At 55.3% G+C, this 17,332-nt stretch carries 14 protein-coding genes; 11 read left to right on the top strand and 3 right to left on the bottom strand.

Annotated features, from left to right (window positions below; genetic code table 11):
• Window positions 1-6: 6 nt before the first annotated feature.
• Both SCU88_RS19930 and SCU88_RS19925 read right to left on the bottom strand, forming a co-directional pair.
• Entirely contained in the window at window positions 7-963 is a 957-nt protein-coding gene (locus SCU88_RS19930; RefSeq protein WP_138093013.1) for a YhfZ family protein, read from the bottom strand.
• Window positions 964-978: 15 nt separating this feature from the next.
• Window positions 979-1,830 carry a class I fructose-bisphosphate aldolase gene (locus tag SCU88_RS19925; RefSeq protein WP_138093010.1) on the bottom strand — a complete coding sequence of 284 codons (852 nt, stop codon included), beginning with the start codon at window positions 1,828-1,830 and terminating at the stop codon, window positions 979-981.
• 170 nt (window positions 1,831-2,000) lie between these two features.
• Between SCU88_RS19925 and SCU88_RS19920 the strand changes: the two genes are divergently transcribed.
• The 10 genes from SCU88_RS19920 to SCU88_RS19875 all read left to right on the top strand — a co-directional run bounded on the left by SCU88_RS19920 (window position 2,001) and on the right by SCU88_RS19875 (window position 14,207).
• A complete protein-coding gene (locus tag SCU88_RS19920; protein ID WP_175340938.1) occupies window positions 2,001-3,398 on the top strand; it encodes an FAD-binding protein in 1,398 nt (465 codons plus the stop codon).
• A 22-nt stretch (window positions 3,399-3,420) separates the two neighbouring features.
• Complete coding sequence (locus tag SCU88_RS19915; protein WP_175340937.1) at window positions 3,421-4,764, top strand: FGGY family carbohydrate kinase; 1,344 nt, start codon at window positions 3,421-3,423, stop codon at window positions 4,762-4,764.
• Window positions 4,761-5,726, top strand: a complete 966-nt coding sequence (locus SCU88_RS19910) for a PfkB family carbohydrate kinase (protein ID WP_175340936.1) — start codon at window positions 4,761-4,763, stop codon at window positions 5,724-5,726. Before SCU88_RS19915 ends, SCU88_RS19910 begins: the two co-directional genes overlap by 4 nt.
• 15 nt (window positions 5,727-5,741) lie before the next feature.
• Complete coding sequence (locus tag SCU88_RS19905; protein ID WP_175340935.1) at window positions 5,742-7,124, top strand: sugar porter family MFS transporter; 1,383 nt, start codon at window positions 5,742-5,744, stop codon at window positions 7,122-7,124.
• Between the two features lie 63 nt (window positions 7,125-7,187).
• Window positions 7,188-7,691: an RbsD/FucU domain-containing protein gene (locus tag SCU88_RS19900; RefSeq protein WP_138092995.1), complete on the top strand. Its 504-nt coding sequence runs from the start codon at window positions 7,188-7,190 to the stop codon at window positions 7,689-7,691.
• Window positions 7,692-7,702: 11 nt separating this feature from the next.
• A complete protein-coding gene (locus SCU88_RS19895; protein WP_175340934.1) occupies window positions 7,703-9,085 on the top strand; it encodes a sugar porter family MFS transporter in 1,383 nt (460 codons plus the stop codon).
• 147 nt (window positions 9,086-9,232) lie between these two features.
• Window positions 9,233-10,066 carry an SdiA-regulated domain-containing protein gene (locus SCU88_RS19890; protein ID WP_175340933.1) on the top strand — a complete coding sequence of 278 codons (834 nt, stop codon included), beginning with the start codon at window positions 9,233-9,235 and terminating at the stop codon, window positions 10,064-10,066.
• A 339-nt stretch (window positions 10,067-10,405) separates the two neighbouring features.
• Entirely contained in the window at window positions 10,406-11,134 is a 729-nt protein-coding gene (locus SCU88_RS19885) for a gluconate 2-dehydrogenase subunit 3 family protein (protein ID WP_175340932.1), read from the top strand.
• Window positions 11,135-11,136: 2 nt separating this feature from the next.
• Complete coding sequence (locus SCU88_RS19880; RefSeq protein ID WP_175340931.1) at window positions 11,137-12,912, top strand: GMC oxidoreductase; 1,776 nt, start codon at window positions 11,137-11,139, stop codon at window positions 12,910-12,912.
• A 14-nt stretch (window positions 12,913-12,926) separates the two neighbouring features.
• Entirely contained in the window at window positions 12,927-14,207 is a 1,281-nt protein-coding gene (locus SCU88_RS19875) for a c-type cytochrome (protein WP_175340930.1), read from the top strand.
• A gap of 40 nt (window positions 14,208-14,247) precedes the next feature.
• On the opposite strand, the gene SCU88_RS19870 is transcribed toward SCU88_RS19875, so the two are convergent.
• On the bottom strand, window positions 14,248-15,801 hold the full coding sequence (locus tag SCU88_RS19870; protein WP_175340929.1) for a methyl-accepting chemotaxis protein: 1,554 nt from the start codon (window positions 15,799-15,801) through the stop codon (window positions 14,248-14,250).
• 396 nt (window positions 15,802-16,197) lie between these two features.
• Between SCU88_RS19870 and mltB the strand changes: the two genes are divergently transcribed.
• On the top strand, window positions 16,198-17,289 hold the full coding sequence (gene mltB / locus SCU88_RS19865) for a lytic murein transglycosylase B (protein WP_175340928.1): 1,092 nt from the start codon (window positions 16,198-16,200) through the stop codon (window positions 17,287-17,289).
• Window positions 17,290-17,332 lie beyond the last annotated feature (43 nt).

Genomic DNA, 17,332 nt, shown 5'->3' with positions numbered 1-17,332 from the left:
CTATTCTTAGGGCAGCCGCGCGGAAATATCGCTAAAACAGAGATGGCTCGGATCGGGCGTCAGCGCCGATTGCTGGCGCAGAGTGTCCATATCCAACTGATGTAGTAACCGGGCAACCGGCGAGGATGAACGCACTACCAGTACGGCGCTGGAGATGCTTTCCACCATGTGCAGTGCTTCCGGGGTATCCAGCGGGTGGATATTCAGCCCCACTTTATCGAGTGGAATCAGTGACTCTTCCTGATGCCAGATACCGGTGTCGATCTGCCCCAGGAACACCGCGCGCGGCAGCAGGGTAAAATCCACTTCGATGTAATCGCAAGTCTGTTCGGGAAACTGCGCCCGGGTCAGGCGCTGGTGGTCGCTCGAGTGGTAATCGATGCCCACCCGCAGGCGGTCGCCAGGCTTTTCCCCATGCTGTTCCACCACCACCAGACTGCCCGGACGATAGTAGCTGCCAGCACCAACGTCGAACATTTCATAACCCCGGGTGGCAGCGTCGCCGAGCAGCATTTGGGCCGAGCCAGAAGAGAGCAGCACGATATCCGCCGCCCCTTCGTCAAACGCGGCAAGGCGCGAACGCGCGCCGCGCAGGTAGCCGAGGGTCGTGACCACATCCCACTGACTACACTGTTGCACCAGCGCTGCAGCGACCTGGGTCGCTTCCTGGGAGCCTCGGGGGGGAAGAAGCATATGTACAGGAGGAAGTCGTGCCGCATCCCAGAGCAAGGCGAAATCCCAGGAGACCACAAAGGTCCCCTGATGACCGCGGGAAACAAGAGCGACGGCGCCGGAACTCTTAAGCTCCTGTAGTGCCTTTTGCACCGTGCCGGAGCCTATCTCCAGCGCCTCCTGGAACCAGGAAGTGGTAGGCAGACGGCCAGCGATCCCAAGAGTGATGATGGTACGGGCGATAAATGCCACCGGAGAAAGCTGTTTCGCATCCTGGGAAAAAACTGTCATTGTTTCCATCGACTCTTACTGTTCCAGAAGCCGTGATGCCTGTTCAACACTCTGGTTTTCATGCACCACTGCATTCAGTGCGCGAAGCACTCCAGCAGGCTGCTGCGCACGGAAAATTCGCCGTCCAAACATCACCCCTTTGGCGCCAGCCTCGATAGCGTCGGCCGCCAGTTGCAACGTGGCGTGTGGATCTTCGCCACCAGCGCCACCTGCAAGCAGTACCGGAGTATAGCAGGTGCTTGTTACAGCAGCAAAATCCTCCACTGAACCGGGCCAGAGCGCCTTAACCAGGTCTGCGCCAATATCGGCGGCGATACGGCAGTACATGCTCATCACTTTGGCGCTAAGGGCATCAGGATCGACGCCTTCCAGCGCCGAGCGTGGTTCAATAATCAGCGCAATGCCGTGACGCTCGCATTCGCGGGCGATATGGGTATTGCGGATAATTTCCGCCTGTTCCAGAGCGGTATCTTTCTGCCCCAGATACATATAGGTCATGACTGCATCAATGCCACAGGCGGCGACGTCGCTGATATCGGCCAACTGGGCCAGAACCCCTTCGCTACGCCCGTCTTTTCCCGGTGTATAGATAGCCCGGGCATGGTTTTTCCAGTCGAGGTGAAGAACGAAACCTGGGCGATCGCGTCCGATAAAGCTGTGTTCGACCAGCGGAATCATTCCGGGGGAGACCATCACGCCATCGGCTCCCCGTAACTGGCCGAAGACTGTCTCGATCTCTTCGCGTGTTTTTAGCCCTGAGGGCGGGCCAGCCATAACACCGTGGGATGCGGCGACCACCACTGCTCGCCCGGTTTCCGGGCGCAGGATACGACCCAGTCGAACAGCTTTTCCGGTTCGGGAATCCATATTGATCTCCTTCACAAAGTTGGCAAAAGTCGATTTATGCAATTTGCAGCTTTCTGCAAATTGATCGTATATTAGCTGCCAATCGGATGTCAATGAAATATGCCTGGGGCGCAACGGCATCAGAAAATGGCCCTGGACGTTCTGTTAAATCTATAAGTGCAGGAGTAGGTATGTCTGACATTTCCCATCTTATTCGCGCGTTGAAAAGCGTTATGCCCGGGGAGCAGGTGTTGACGGATAGCGAAGCGCTTCAGGCATCGAGCCACGATACCTGGCCGCTTTCCACCAAACTCAGACGTTTAGGGTGCCATGATTACCAGGCGGATGTTGTGGTAAAGGTCACCGATGAACAACAAATTCAACAGGTACTGGCGCTGGCAACGGCGAATGATGTTCCGGTTACGCCGCGCGCGTTGGGCTCTTCCGTTACCGGGCAGCCGCTTCCGACGCGTGGTGGCGTGGTGCTCGATCTGAGCGACATGACGCTGAATCGGGAGATCAATACCACCAATATGACGGTGGAGGTTTCGGCGGGCTATAACGGCGGAAAACTGGAGGATGAGCTCCAGCAGCAGGGGTGGACGCTGGGTCATTCCCCACAATCCCTGTATCAGTCCAGCGTTGGGGGGTGGCTATCTACGCTAGCTACCGGACAGTTCTCTTCTTATTACGGCGGTATTGAAGATCTGATTACTGCCTATACGGTGATTCTGGCCACGGGGGAACGGGTGCGTCTGAAGGCTTCTCCGCGTGCGGCGATGGGGCCGGATCTGCGTCAGCTGTTTATCGGTGCGGAAGGCACGCTGGGCGTGGTCACGTCGGTACAGCTTAAGATGTTCCCGCTGCCCCAGACTCGCCTGTACGATACCCTGGCGCTGCCTTCTGTAGAAGCAGGACTAAAGATACTGCGCGAACAGGCGATGGCCGGGCTGCGTCCCTTCCTGTTACGTCTGTACGATACCGCCGAAGCGCGCCACGCGATGCAGGATCCGGCGCAGGATAAGCCGGTAATGTTCGTGGGTACTCAGGGCGTCGATGCCATCGCCCGCGCTGAGATGGCGGCTCTGATGGCGATTGTCGGGCGCCACGGCGGCGAATCGCTGGGGAGTGAAGGGGTGTTGAAGTGGATGGATCGTCGCTTTGATTTTTCTACGGTAGAAAACTTGCTTGATACCCGCGGCGGCTTTGCGGAAACCATTGAAATTGCGCATACCTGGGATGGTATTGCCGACCTTTATCACTGTCTGAATAAAACCCTGACGCCGCTGGCGGGCGAAGTGCTGTCGCATTTTTCCCACGTTTATCCGCAGGGTACTTCCATGTATATGATTCTGCTGGGTAATGAAGAAAATGACAGCGAAGCAATAGAGAAGCTGCGGATGATCTGGAAAGAGGCGATGCGTGTCTGTCTTGAGCATAAGGCTGAGCTGTCGCATCACCACGGCGGAGGTCTGGTGCGTTCCCCTTACGCCAGGGCGTCTCTGGGATCGGCACATATGCTGCTGCGCCGCGTAAAGCAGGCGCTCGATCCCAACGGCATCCTGAACCCAGGCAAGCTGGGACTGTAGCGGATAACAGGGGGCGATCACCATGTGGTTTCTCGGCATTGATATTGGCACTACGCATATAAAAATCATCGGCCTCGATGAGGAAGGGGCTCTGTTGCCGGTCACAAAGCGCCGCACCCCCGTTATCCAACGCGATGGCCTGATTTTCCATGACGCGCTGGCGGTATGGCAGGAGCTGGTGGAGCTGATCGTCGGATATGCGCGTGACGAGGCCAGGGCTTGTGGCCCCTTAGCGGCTATCTCTATCGGTACCTTCGGCCAGGAGGAATCGGTGGCAGTGAATCATCGTGGTGAGGTGGTTTACCCCTCGCTGGCCTGGTGGGAAAACACCCCCGGCTCGCCGCTTGCCTGTGACGTACGGCAGTGGCTCGATAGCCAGGAGCACTATGCCGTTTCGGGGATGCGTTTGCGGAGTAATCAGAGTCCGGAGCGGTTAAGCTGGCTGCGCCAGCAATATCCTGACCTGTGGCGTCAGACTGCGCAGTGGGTGGATTTTGGCAGCTACGTGATGTGGCAATTGACCGGCGAATGGCGGGCCAGCAGTTCGCAGGCAACCCACTCTCAGTGCATCGATCTGAAATCCATGCGTCCACATGAACCCACCCTGGAAAAACTGGGGCTTGGGCCTCAGCTGTTTCCGGCGATTCTGGATACCGGCGCGCTCTGTGGTGAAATTTGTGCGCGGGTGCTCCCCGGCGTCGTGCTCTGCCCTGGCGCCAGCGTATTTATCGGCGGTCACGATCAGATCGTGGGTGCCTGGGCGGTGCAAAATCGCCAACCGACTCACGTTTTTGATTCGATTGGCACCTCCGAATATCTGATGGTACTGACGCCGAATTTTCCTGATATCCCCATGGCCTGGCAGCTTGGCGTGGATATTGAACGGACATGGCAGCCGGGGGAGTACGTGATGGGATGCGCTACGCCTTCCGGCAAGATTGTCCAGACTCTGGTGGAGCTGCTGTATCAGGGGGACTATGAGCGATTTTTTGCCGATCTGCACCGGGAAGGTGCTGGCGCTGACATAGCGGTTTCGGTCTGTGAAGACGAGACGCGGGGGCTGTTCTCTTTGCACCATCTGAATGCTGGCATACAGCCTGCCGGCATTATTCAGGCGACGCTCAATCATATCGCCGATCGGGCCTGGCATCTGCTTTCCCGGATGTGTGAAATCGGGGGTATTCGTCCGCAGGAGGCGGTGTTAATGGGCTCATTATTCCAGCGTTGCGAGATGCTTGAACACCGTAAACAGCGCTGGCGTATGCCGCTGTTCGTGAGCGATCTGGCCGAACCCGTCGCCACCGGGGCTGCCATGATAGCCCGCGAGAGCTGGCTGATTGCAACGGATCGGGAGGCGTGCCTGTGAACGTGATTATTGCCTCATTAAATACCGCGATTGAACGGCTTTTGCTGGTGGACAAACAGCGCCCGGGTCAGGTTCATCGTCTGCTGGATGATCAAACCCTGGCGGGAGGGAAGGGGGTCAACGTCGCCAGGGTACTGCGTCAGCTTAAGCCCTGGCTGGCCGGGGCGCCGACGCCGCGTCTGTTGGGGTTTCTGGGGGGAGCGACCGGTCGCTTGTGCCGGGAACTTCTGGCGCAGGAACAGCTGGACGGAAACTGGTGCGATATCGCTGGCAGCACCCGTATTTGCGAAGTGATTACCGAGCGTGCAGCACCGGAGCTGGCCAGCGTATATAACGCCGCCGGACCGGAAGTCCAGTCGGATGAGCGCCAGCGGCTACACGGGATGCTGGCGCAGGAGATTCGTCAGGCCAGCGCGCTTATCTGTACCGGTTCACTGACCAAAAATCTGGCGGCTGACGAATACCGTCACTGGATTGCGCTGGCGCGCCAGCATGGGGTTCCGTCACTGTTGGATACCCAGGGGGAAGCGCTGTTGCAATCCGCCGCGGCGCTTCCCGATATTATTAAGATCAATCGCGATGAACTGCTACAGGCCAGCGCCGATTCCTCTCTTTCCCTGCCCGGGGTGTGGCTGGCGCAGGGGGTTCGCTGCGTCATCATCACCAATGGCAGTCAGCCTACGCAGGCGCTGACGCCAGACGGCGAGTACCAGATCGCGGCTCCCGAGGTGGAGACCGTCAGCGCGGTGGGCTCAGGTGATGCGTATTGTGCCGGGCTGATCGCCAGCCTGATAGCCCGCCCCCAGGCGGGATGGCGCGCGCATCTGACGCTGGCGGCCGCCTGTGGCGCGGCCAATGCCACCAGCCCCACCGCCGGTCTGCCTTCCGGCATCGATCTCTTAGCGCTACAGCAACGCTGCACGGTGCGTGCCGTTTCACACCCGCGGCGTTCTGCTGTCTGATAACGGAGAGTGATTATGGTCAGTCATGCTCATATCACCGCAAATGTCCCCTGGATGCGTAACGTTTTATTGATTTCCCTGGTGACCGCCGTGGGGGGATTCCTGTTTGGTTTCGACAACGGCAGTATTTCCGGCACAGTGGGGTTTTTGCAGCATAAGTTCGCCCTTGATGCGGACGGTATTGGCTGGGTTACCTCGTCTATTATTGTGGGCTGTATTATTGGGGTCGCTATCGCGGGTCCCCTTTCCGATGCCGTCGGGCGTAAAAAGGTTTTGTTGTTAACGGCGCTTATTTTTATCTTCGGTGTGCTGGGCCAGGCATTGGCGACGTCGGCGCAAATACTGGTGTGGTTCCGTATTCTGGTGGGGATTGGCATTGGCCTGGAAACCACGGTTGCTCCCATGTATATCGCCGAAGTGTCTCCGGCGCGTATTCGGGGAAGACTGGTTTCGTTCAATCAGTTATTTAACTGCATTGGTAACCTTGCCATTTTCGCTATCGCAGCCATGATCGCCAGCCATGCCAGCGAGGCATGGAATATCGAGAACGGCTGGCGGGTTATCTTTGCCACCGGGATTGCACCTGCGATCGTCTTTTTTTTCCTGCTGATCGGTGTGCCGGAAAGCCCGCGTTGGCTGATTCGTAAAGGGCGTGAGCAATCCGGTCTGCAGGTGTTGTGTAAAATCAATCCTGATGAGGGGGCCGCCCGGGAGCAGCTGGCGACAATTAAATCCGCGCTGCAAAGTGATTCCCGCGCCGGGTTAAGGGAGCTACTGGCGCCGCGGCTGCGTAAGGTACTGGCCATCGGCTTTTGCGTGGCGCTGTTCCAGCAGATCACCGGAATTAACGCCATCTTCTACTACGCGCCGGAGATCTTTAAAACGGCAGGCGTGGATACGAGCGGTGCGATGTCCTTTACGGTACTTATCGGTTTAATGCTGGTTTTGTCTACGCTGGTTTCCATGTGGCTTATCGATAAAGTGGGCCGCCGTTCGTTGCTGATCTTCGGCTCGATGGGCATGGCGCTGGCTCTTGGGGGAACCGGTCTGATGTTTCGAGCCAGTGAGCCCAATACGACGGGCTTGCTTGCCTGTATTCTGGCTTATGTCATTATTTTTGCGGCCTCCTGGGGGACGGTGGCCTGGGTGGTTATCGCAGAAATATTTCCCACTCAGGTAAGAGGCGTTGCCGTTTCCATCGCCACCTTTGCATTGTGGGGCGGTAATTTTATCGTTGCCCGTTTTTTCCCGGTACTGGTTGAGAATATTAGTGCCGCCAATACCTTCTTTATTTTCTCCGGTGTTTCACTGGTCGCATGGATTTTCGTTATCGCAATGGTTCCGGAAACCAAAGGAAAGACGCTGGAGCAAATTGAGGACGATATTCATCGTAAATAACAGGAAGATGCGTGTTAATTAAAAATTGTATTAATAACCTGTCGATAATCTCAGGAGAGAGTTATGAGACCTGGAAGAATATTACATCCACAAATTGCTGGCGCGCTCGCCAGCTTGGGTCATGGCGATATTATTCTGGTAACTGATGCCGGGGCGCCGATTCCCGCAGATGCGAGACGTATCGATCTCGCCTTCTATCCCGGAACAGTCGATTTACTTGAAATACTACGGGTGCTGCGTCAGGAGATTTTTATTGAGAATGTGATTTTTGCCAGTGAGGTGGAAGAGGGAAATCCACGACTGTTCACTCAGGTAACTGATATTTTTACCGGCAGTGGCGCTGATTTTACATTACTGCCACACGGTACTCTGGTGTCGGATGTTTATCACAAGGCCCGGTTTGTTATTCGCTCTGGATCATTAATTCCATGGGGTAATTTTGGGCTGGTCGCCAGTACCGATCCTGATGCCTGGTTTGACGATACCATGAAGATGCTACCGGAATATGAGGAACGCTCCAGACGGATAAAAAACAGGGCCGTGCCGCGGATAATAAAATCACACTAACGGGTGAGAAAATGAATACGACATATTATATGAGTTATAAGTTGTCACTCATTGCCTCATTAGCCGGGTTGTTATATGGATTCGATTCCGCAGTGGTCTCGGGCGCTATATCTCATCTCAGCAACTATTTTTCTCTGGATGCAGCCGGTACCGGTTGGGCGGTATCATCGGTTGTGCTGGGGTTTATGATCGGCGCTTTTAGTGGACAGTTCATCGCTCAGGCCCTGGGGAGAAAAAAGGCGCTGCTGGCAACCGGAGCCCTGGTATTTGTGGCCGGTATATTTACGGCTATCCCCTACAATTTCACTATGTTTATTGTCTTCCGCATTATTGGCGGCATTGGCGTTGGATTAGGCTCCGCTACCGCACCAGTCTATATCGGTGAAATATCGGCACAAAAAATACGGGGTAAAACATTAGGTTTCTACCAGATGATGATTGCTCTGGGGATTCTGCTGGTGTATCTGGTCAACGCACTGGTCGCCAGTTGGATCCCTGACTCCCAATGGGGCACTGATTATGCCTGGCGTTATATGTTAGGGGCGATGGCGATTCCAGGCTGCTTGTTTATGGGGCTGGCGCTGTTCCTGCCGGAATCTCCACGCTGGTTAATTGATAAAAACCGCGACGATGAAGCGAAGTCTGTTCTGACCAGAATTAATGGGGCTGGCTATGATTGTCAGACTGAGATTACTGCGATAAAAAAATCATTCCAGGCCCCTGCCGGGGCGCAGGCGCAAAGCGAATCTCTGTTTTCCAGAAAATACCGTCGGGTTTCCCTGATTGTACTGACGATGGCGCTGTTGGCTAACCTGTGCGGCATTAATGCGGTCCTGTACTATGGCAATGTCCTGTTCGAAAATATGGGGATCGCCAGCGCCCGGACGGCATACTACCAGCAGGTGATAATCGGTATCGCTTTTTTTGCCGCGGCGACCTGGGCCGTGGTGAATATCGAAAAGTATGGCCGACGCAGGCTATTGATCATCGGGTCGTTTATCTGCTTTGTGGCGATAACGCTACTCGGAGCTTTAATCTGGGTCGGGATCGCCAGCCTATGGATGCTGGTATTGATGGTGGTTTATATTTTGTTTTTCGGCGGGACGATCGGCCCGATTCTGTGGATTATTATTCCGGAGCTGTCACCCAATCGTATCCGTGGAAAGCTCATGTCGTGGGCGACTTTTCTTATCTGGACCGGTAGCTTTATTGTCTCTCAAACTTTCCCGATGCTAACCGATAGCGTCTGGCTTAATCACCTGTTCAATGGCAGTTTCCCCTTTTTCCTGTATGGCCTGTTCTGTCTGCTATGGTTTTTACTGAATCTCTTTTTCGTGACAGAAACCAGCAACAAATCTCTGGAGCAAATCAGTGCGGAGATGAGTCAGGCATAGCCTGGGAAAAAATACCCTGTGCGGCGGGTCTGTTCCCCCGGCTCACCGGTTTAACATTCAGTTAAGCTTCTGATTATATTCTGCTGATTCAGCCGGGGGGAAATCTCCCCCGTCTGGATGATGGAAAGTATGGAATAAGGAGCTAATTTGTACGGACTGAATTTTGGTACCGCGCTGACCAGTATGATGATGGGGGCGCTGTTGCTGCTGGCGGGGGCCGGGCAGGTTAGTGCCCGGGGTATGGCGCTGGCGGGCTATCAGCTACAGCATGAAACCCGCCTGCCGGAAGTGGAAAACCTGTCATCGCTCACCTGGTGGGCGAAACGCGGCATTCTGATGGCGACCACCAATCGACCGGCGGCCATTCTGGCTCTTAGCCCGGAAGGTAAGCTGCTGCATCGCCAGGAGATCGATTTTATTCGCGATGCGGAGTCGATTGAGTCGCTGGGCGATAACCGTTTCGCGCTGGTGGATGAGCATAATTCGCGACTGTGGATTGTGACCATTGCCGATGACTTTTCGGTTAGCGTTGTGCAGCAGTTTAAGCCCGATTTCTTTGGCAAAGCGCGCAACCGCGGAATCGAGGGGCTGGCGTGGGTCGAGCGGGACAGTACCCTGTGGCTGGCGAAAGAGCGTAAACCAATGGAGCTTTATCGCATCCGATGGCAGGCGAAAGCTCAGCAACTGTCGGATCTCGACGATGCCAGCTATCTTGCTGATAGCTTATCGCTGGATGATATCTCGGGTATGGATTATTACGGCGGCAACCTGCTGATTCTTTCCCATGAGTCGAAGCGGCTGCTGGAAGTGGATCCTGAGCAGAGCGCGGTGGTAAGCCAGATGTCGCTACGCGCCGGGCAGCACGGTCTGAAAGAGGATGTCCCTCAGGCCGAAGGGGTTACCACCGATCCCGAAGGCAGGCTGTATATCGTGAGCGAACCCAATTATTTCTATCGTTTTGCTCCTGCGCAGACACAGTAAAGTGCGTTCCGGCATCACAGGATGCCGGACATTTTCTGCTAAGGAATATCTGACGCAGATCAAATATTTATCATTTTCTTTACAAATCTTGAACTTCAGATTTAAATTCCGCCAGCGTTTACTCCTCCCTGAAAAATCAATTCGTTAATACAGTCCCTTTTAATTTTGTTACCGATAACAACGTAACTTGTTCATTTGGAAAGGCATTTTTCAACCTTGTTTTAGCCGTTGATGAGATTAGCTTTATTCGCGACAGCCGTTAAGGCACTTCGCTAATAGCGGCATAACCAGAACAGCAAATTGTCCATTCTCGTTGTGCAATAGTGACAGGAAGGTTTGATGAGCAAGAATAATGATAACGGGGAAATGCCCTCCAGAAGGCGTTTCCTGCAGCGGACGCTGTCGCTGATTCCGCTGGCTGCTGCGGGTAGCAGCCTGGTGACCCTCAGCAGCCCGGCGGCCCAGAGTGACTCCCAGGGCGTGAGTTCCGACTATGTTCCGGTGTTTTTCAATAACGATGAGTGGCGCTTTATTCTGGCCGCTACGGACCGGCTGATCCCCACCGACGACAACGGTCCAGGCGCCGTCAGCGAAGGGGTGCCGGTATTTATCGATAAACAAATGGAGCTGCCCTACGGTCACGGCCAACTGTGGTATATGCAGGGGCCTTTCGCCAGCGCCGAACCTGAACTGGGCTATCAGTCCAACCTGGCTCCCCGGGAAACCTACCGACGGGGGATCAAAGCCATTAATGCCTGGTGTCAGGAACATCATCAGAAGGTGTTTGCCGACCTGAGCCACGCTCAGCAGGAGGAGATTCTGACCCGGCTGGAACATGGCCAACTGAGTTTTGAAGAGGTGCCCGGCACGCTGTTCTTTACTCAACTGCTGGAAAATACCAAAGAGGGCTGGCTGGCGGATCCGCTGCATGGCGGTAACCAGACGCTGGCGTCCTGGAAGCTGATTGGCTTCCCCGGCGCTCGCGCCGACTACCAGCAGGTCATGGAGCATCCGAACCAGCCCTATCCGCTGGGCCCGGTGAGCATTTCAGGGAAGAGGAGCGTATAACCATGGCGATAAAAAAAGATCCGGTGGATGTGCTGATCGTCGGTTTTGGCTGGACGGGTTCGCTAATGGCGATGGAGCTGGCCGATACCGGACTGAAAATTCTGGCGCTGGAGCGCGGTGAAGCGCGCGACACTTATCCCGATTTTGCCTATCCGCGCATTGCGGATGAACTGACCTACGGTATTCGCCTGAAGCTGTTCCAGAATGCCTCCAAAGAGACGGTGACGGTACGTCATAAGATGTCGGATACCGCCTTGCCATACCGTCGCTTTGGCTCCTTCCTGCCGGGAAACGGCGTGGGGGGCGCTGGTGTGCACTGGAACGGGATGCTGTGGCGGGCGCTGGATGCCGATCTGAAGATGCGCAGCACCGTGATTGAAAAATACGGCGCGGACTTTATCCCGGCCGATATGACGGTCCAGGATTATCCCTTCACCAGTGAAGAGATGGAGCCTTACTTCGACAAGTTTGAAAAAATCTGCGGCGTGGCGGGACAGGCGGGCAACGTTAAAGGCAAGATTATCGAAGGCGGCAACCCCTTCGAAACTCCGCGCCAGAATCCGTATCCCACCAAACCGCTCAAGCAGCAGTATGCCGGAATGCTGTTCAGTAAGGCGGCCCGCCAGCTGGGCTACCACCCGTTCCCGGTTCCGGCGGCCAACTGTAGCGAGCCCTGGACTAATCCTTATGGCGTGCAGTTGGGGGTCTGTAATTATTGCGGTTTCTGTGAACGCTTTGGCTGCTTTAACTATTCGAAAGCCTCGCCGCAGTCCTGCGTTCTGCCAGCGCTGCGCCAGCATAAAAACGTTGAGTTGCGTACCCAGTCCCACGTACTGCGGGTCAATACCGATTCCACCGGCACTAAAGCGACCGGGGTGACCTATATCGACGCCAACGGCCAGGAAGTAGAGCAGCCGGCAAGCCTGGTGGTGTTGAGCGCCTTCCAGTTGCATAACGTGCGTTTGCTGCTGCTGTCGAAGATCGGCAAACCTTACGATCCGGTCACCAACACAGGCGTGGTTGGGCGCAACTACGCCTATCAGATGAACGGCGGCCTGTCGCTGTTCTTTAATAAGGATACTTACTTCAACCCGTTTGCCGCCACCGGTACTACCGGGATGTATATCGACGAGTTCAACGCCGAAAACTTTGATCACGCCAAGCTGGGCTTTGTGGGAGGCGCGACCATTTCCGCGACCACCACTGGCGGTCGCCCGATCCAGCAGATGCCGGTATCGTCGAAGGCGCCGAAGTGGGGATCCGGCTGGAAGAGTGCTATCAAGGATAACTACCTGCACACCATGAATATCGGATCCTCAGGATCGGTGATGCCATACAGACAGTGCTACCTCGATCTCGATCCCACTTATAAGGATCTGCATGGCCAGCCGCTACTGCGCATGACCTTCGACTGGCAGCCGAATGAGCTGAAAATGACCAACTTTATCGGCACCAAAGCCGAAGAGATTGCCAAAGTGATTAATCCGGCCAGCTATGAAATGCACTTTAAAGGGATGGATGCCCACTACGATGTGCGTCCCTATCAGTCCACTCATACCACTGGCGGCGCGGTGATGGGGGATAACCCGTCCAACAGCGTGGTGAATAAATATCTGCAAAGCTGGGATGTACCAAACCTGTTTGTGCTTGGCGCCTGTTGCTTCCCACAGAACCTGGCCTATAACCCAACGGGCATCGTCTGCGCTACGGCGCTGTTCGCGGCCGACGCGATTCGCACCCGCTATCTGGCGAATCCCGGACCGCTGGTTCAGGCATAAGGGAGGCCGCATAAATGACGATTCAATGGCAGAAAATTGTGCCGGTATTGCCGCTGGCACTGCTGATGTCCAGCGCTTACGCGCAGGATTCCACCCAGCGCGGCGAACAGCTGGCCAGGGCAGGGGACTGCGTCGCCTGTCATACTGCCGCAGGGGGGAAACCCTTTGCCGGTGGTCTGAAGATGAGCACGCCGGTGGGGGCAATCTATTCCACCAATATCACGCCGGATAAAGAGACCGGTATTGGCGACTACAGCTATGAGGAGTTCGCCAAAGCCGTACGTGAAGGGGTGGCGAAAGATGGTCATAACCTCTATCCGGCCATGCCTTATACCTCCTTTGCCCGTATTAATGATGAAGACATGCGCGCGCTGTATGACTTCTTTATGCATAAGGTGACGGCCGTGAAGCAGGAGAACCGCGACAGCGATATTCCCTGGCCGCTAAGCATGCGTTGGCCGCTATCGGTCTGGAATCTGGCGTTCCATGACGATAAGCCCTTTAAACCGGACAGCCGTCAGAGCGATGAGTGGAACCGCGGCGCTTATCTGGTTCAGGGGCTGGCTCACTGTGGCACCTGCCATACGCCACGCGGTGTCGGTTTCCAGGAGAAAGCGCAGGATCAGACCGAAAGCGACTGGCTGACCGGCGGTACCCTGGAAGGCTGGCACGCGCCGGATCTCACCGGCAATATGAAGAGTGGTCTGGGGCGCTGGAGCCAGCAGGATATTGTGGATTTCCTGAAGAGCGGGCAGACGTCGCACGGCATGGCCTTTGGCTCGATGCGCGATGTGGTGGCGCACAGTACCCAGCATCTGAGCGATGCCGATCTTAAGGCGATTGCCGTCTACCTGAAATCCCTGAAGCCGTCCGATCCCAAAGCCCAGGCGCCGAAGGCGGATACAGCCACGACGGAAGCCTTAGTCAAAGGAGATATGAGTAAACCCGGAGCCCAGGAGTATGTGGACAACTGCGCCGCCTGTCATCGGCTGGATGGCAAAGGCTATGCCCGAACCTTCCCGGCACTGGCCCATAACAGCGCGGTGCTGAGCGACGATCCCTCCTCGTTGATTAGCATTGTGTTGCAGGGGGGCCAGGCGCCGATCACCCGCGATGCGGTGACCGGCCTGAGCATGCCGGACTTCGCGTGGCGTCTGAGCGATAAACAGGTATCCGATCTGCTCACCTTTGTGCGCAGCGGTTGGGGCAATAATGCCGGACCGGTCACCGCGGATCAGGTCAAAGAGCTGCGGGACGAACTGCCGCCAGCGCCATCCGGTAAGGATAAGCCGTAGCGGCATCGATGAAAAAACGGGCCGGGAAGGCCCGTTTTTCTTACACCGCGGCTGCGGTTTCGTCGCCTTCTTCAGTATTGAAGAACGCTACCCGCGTCGTCAGTTCCCGGGTTTGGTCATTCATGGCATCCGTTGCGCTGGCGGACTCCACCACCAGGGTGGCGTTCTGTTGGGTAACAATCTCCATCTGATTAATCGCCATCGCAATCTGGTTGATACCGCTGCTCTGTTCCTCAGAGGCTACGGAAATCTCACGCATAATATTGCTGACCTGAGTGGTGGATTTAACAATCTCCTGCATGGTGCTACCGGCGCTGGAAACCAGCTTAACGCCGTGGCTGACGTTATTGACGGAATGCTTGATCAGATCGCCAATCTCTTTGGCGGCATCGGCGCTGCGCGCCGCCAGGCTACGGACTTCCGTGGCGACCACGGCGAAGCCACGCCCTTGTTCACCGGCTCGGGCGGCTTCTACGGCGGCGTTCAGCGCCAGAATGTTGGTCTGGTTGGCGATGCCGCTAATAATGTTGTTGATTTCGGCAATTTGCTGGGCGTTATGCTCAATTTTCTGCATGGTTTCCGTCACCCCATTCATCACCGTTTCACCGTTACGGGCCGTCTGATTAGCGCTGGCCGCCAGGCTACTGGCCTGTTGAGCGTTTTCGGCGTTGTGGCCGACGGTGGTTTTGATCTCCTCCATGCTGGCGGCCGTCTCCTGCAGCGCGCTGGCCTGCTGCTCGGTGCGGCAGGAGAGCTCCTGGTTACCGCAGGCAATATCGCTGGCGCGTGATTGAATGGTGACGGCGCTGTGTTTTACCGAAGCGATAATCGAAATCAAAGAACGGCGGGTTCTTTCCAGCTCTTTGAACAGGACCCCCAGCTCGTTTTCTTTACTGGGGGGAATGGTAAAGGTGAGATCGCCGTTGCCCATATGCCTGAAGGTGGTTACCAGCTGTTGAACGGTAAAGAGAAAATCGCGTTTGAACCAGCCGAGTATCAGTATGAACAGCACTGAGATAACCACAATAAAGACGATACAGAGGGTGATGTATTGGGAAACGATGCGATGATAATCGTCGTTGATCTTCTCATTAAGGTTGTTGCTGAGCGTGGAATATTGATCGATTAAGGTGCTGAGATTGTTTATCCGATCGGCAATGGCGAAAGAGTCGATTTCGTGGTTTTTAATCCGGTTGCTGGTATCCTGACTGAAATCGAGAAGGGTATGAACCTCGCTGGCTATTTTATTCGCCAGCGCCTGGATTTCCGGGGTCGCTTTAGGCTCTTTCTCCCATGCGCTGATATCCTGTCTGGCGACAGTCAAATCGTTAATCAGGCGCTGTTCGCCATCGACAGGAAAAGGGCGGCCTGCTTTAAGCTCGGAAACAAAATAGTTGAGATTTGCGCGGATCCCCGTGATTCGGTAGCGGGTATCGCTGATGACGAGCATTCGGTCGGTGAGCTGATCCAGGTTATGATAGTTTTTCTGCGCCGTTTTCATGGCAATGATGGAGGCCAGCGTCAGACCAATAAATACCAGAAACAGAAACGCAAGGCCGGTTTTCATCAGTGTGGCTATTTTCAGGTTTCGCATTTTACATCCTTGGTTATGACCGCAGGCCGGGTTTGGGATAAAGCGATTAACCCTTAAGGCGTGAAAAGTGGTTAATACTGATGCCAACTTATGATTACCATTTGCAGTTATAGGTAACCGCGCAACCCGCGGAGCGTTCGCGTTATTGTTTTGTTATCGTATGGATGTAGATTTTTCTTAATTGTTTTTTTCAAAGAATTATTATTTTTTGATAGCCACTGCCTGTTTGTGGTTTTTATCGAACAACATCGACTGGCTTTATTCACCCGGAGAATGTCTGGCTGGATTGCTCAAAAGCGCAGAAGTGATAGAAAAATCGTATGTCTTTCTTTGTTTCAGCATGAGTTACCCATTACCATTACTGACACTTTTCGCGGTTAGTCACAGGGATACTTTATGCTCAGTCGTCGTTATGCCACTTCACTGCTTCCTCTGCTGGTTTTACTCTCCGCCTGTAGCAGTAAGCCGGAATCTCAGCCTGAGGCCACAGTCACGCCTCAGACGGTTGCGCCCGCGCCCCAGGGCGGTTTTTTACTGGAGCCGCAGCACAATATGACCCAGCTCGGCGGCGATTATGCCAATAACCCCGCCACGGCCAGCTTTATCGAAAAGATGGTCAGCGAGCACGGCTTCGATCGTCAGCAACTGCACGAGATCTTCTCCCAAACCAAACGCCTTGATTACGTGCTGCGCCTGATGGATAGACAGGCGCCGACCACGCCGCCGGCGCCCGGCCCTAACGGCGCCTGGCTGCGTTATCGCGCCAAATTCATTACCCCGGATAATGTGCAGAACGGCGTGGTGTTCTGGAACGAGCATCAGGATGCGCTGAACCGCGCCTGGCAGCAGTATGGGGTACCGCCGGAAATTATCGTCGGCATTATCGGCGTGGAGACCCGCTGGGGGCGGGTTATGGGCAAGACCCGCATTATCGACGCGCTGTCCACCCTGGCCTTTAACTATCCGCGACGGGCCAAATACTTTGCCGGTGAACTGGAAACCTTCCTGTTGATGGCTCGCGACGAAGGGGACGACCCGCTCTCACTGAAGGGCTCTTATGCGGGGGCTATGGGCTATGGCCAGTTTATGCCTTCCTCGTATAAATCTTTCGCGGTGGACTTTAACGGTGACGGGCACGCCAACCTGTGGGATCCCGTGGATGCCATCGGTAGCGTGGCTAACTATTTTAAGGAGCACGGCTGGAAACAAGGCGAACCGGTGGCGATTCAGGCCAACGGCCAGGTATTTGGTATGAAGACTGGCTATAACACTAAATACAGCGTTAGCGAACTGGCGGCCGCGGGACTGACTCCCACGGCCCCGCTGGGTAACCATCAGCAGGCCAGCCTGCTGAGTCTGGATGTCGGCACCAGCTATCAGTACTGGTACGGTCTGCCCAACTTCTACACCATTACCCGCTATAACCACAGCACTCACTACGCCATGGCGGTCTGGCAGTTGGGTGAAGCGGTATCTCAGGCTCGCTAAATGAAACGCCCTCCACCGGCAGTGTCGGGGAGGGCGTGAATGT

The sequence above is a fragment of the Jejuibacter sp. L23 genome (assembly GCF_050815825.1).
GTDB classification, from domain to species: Bacteria; Pseudomonadota; Gammaproteobacteria; order Enterobacterales; family Enterobacteriaceae; genus Jejubacter; species Jejubacter calystegiae.
Note: the sequence above shows the minus strand (reverse complement) of the source record. Positions and strands in the feature narration are given on the sequence as shown.

Excerpts from the sequence above, each read along its gene's own strand:
- SCU88_RS19895 (WP_175340934.1), top strand. The coding sequence starts at position 7,703 with ATGAATACGACATATTATATGAGTTATAAGTTGTCACTCATTGCCTCA.
- SCU88_RS19900 (WP_138092995.1), top strand. The coding sequence starts at position 7,188 with ATGAGACCTGGAAGAATATTACATCCACAAATTGCTGGCGCGCTCGCC.
- SCU88_RS19925 (WP_138093010.1), bottom strand. The coding sequence starts at position 1,830 with ATGGATTCCCGAACCGGAAAAGCTGTTCGACTGGGTCGTATCCTGCGC.
- SCU88_RS19885 (WP_175340932.1), top strand. The coding sequence starts at position 10,406 with ATGAGCAAGAATAATGATAACGGGGAAATGCCCTCCAGAAGGCGTTTC.
- SCU88_RS19920 (WP_175340938.1), top strand. The coding sequence starts at position 2,001 with ATGTCTGACATTTCCCATCTTATTCGCGCGTTGAAAAGCGTTATGCCC.
- SCU88_RS19905 (WP_175340935.1), top strand. The coding sequence starts at position 5,742 with ATGGTCAGTCATGCTCATATCACCGCAAATGTCCCCTGGATGCGTAAC.
- SCU88_RS19930 (WP_138093013.1), bottom strand. The coding sequence starts at position 963 with ATGACAGTTTTTTCCCAGGATGCGAAACAGCTTTCTCCGGTGGCATTT.
- SCU88_RS19875 (WP_175340930.1), top strand. The coding sequence starts at position 12,927 with ATGACGATTCAATGGCAGAAAATTGTGCCGGTATTGCCGCTGGCACTG.
- SCU88_RS19915 (WP_175340937.1), top strand. The coding sequence starts at position 3,421 with ATGTGGTTTCTCGGCATTGATATTGGCACTACGCATATAAAAATCATC.
- SCU88_RS19870 (WP_175340929.1), bottom strand. The coding sequence starts at position 15,801 with ATGCGAAACCTGAAAATAGCCACACTGATGAAAACCGGCCTTGCGTTT.
- SCU88_RS19880 (WP_175340931.1), top strand. The coding sequence starts at position 11,137 with ATGGCGATAAAAAAAGATCCGGTGGATGTGCTGATCGTCGGTTTTGGC.
- mltB (WP_175340928.1), top strand. The coding sequence starts at position 16,198 with ATGCTCAGTCGTCGTTATGCCACTTCACTGCTTCCTCTGCTGGTTTTA.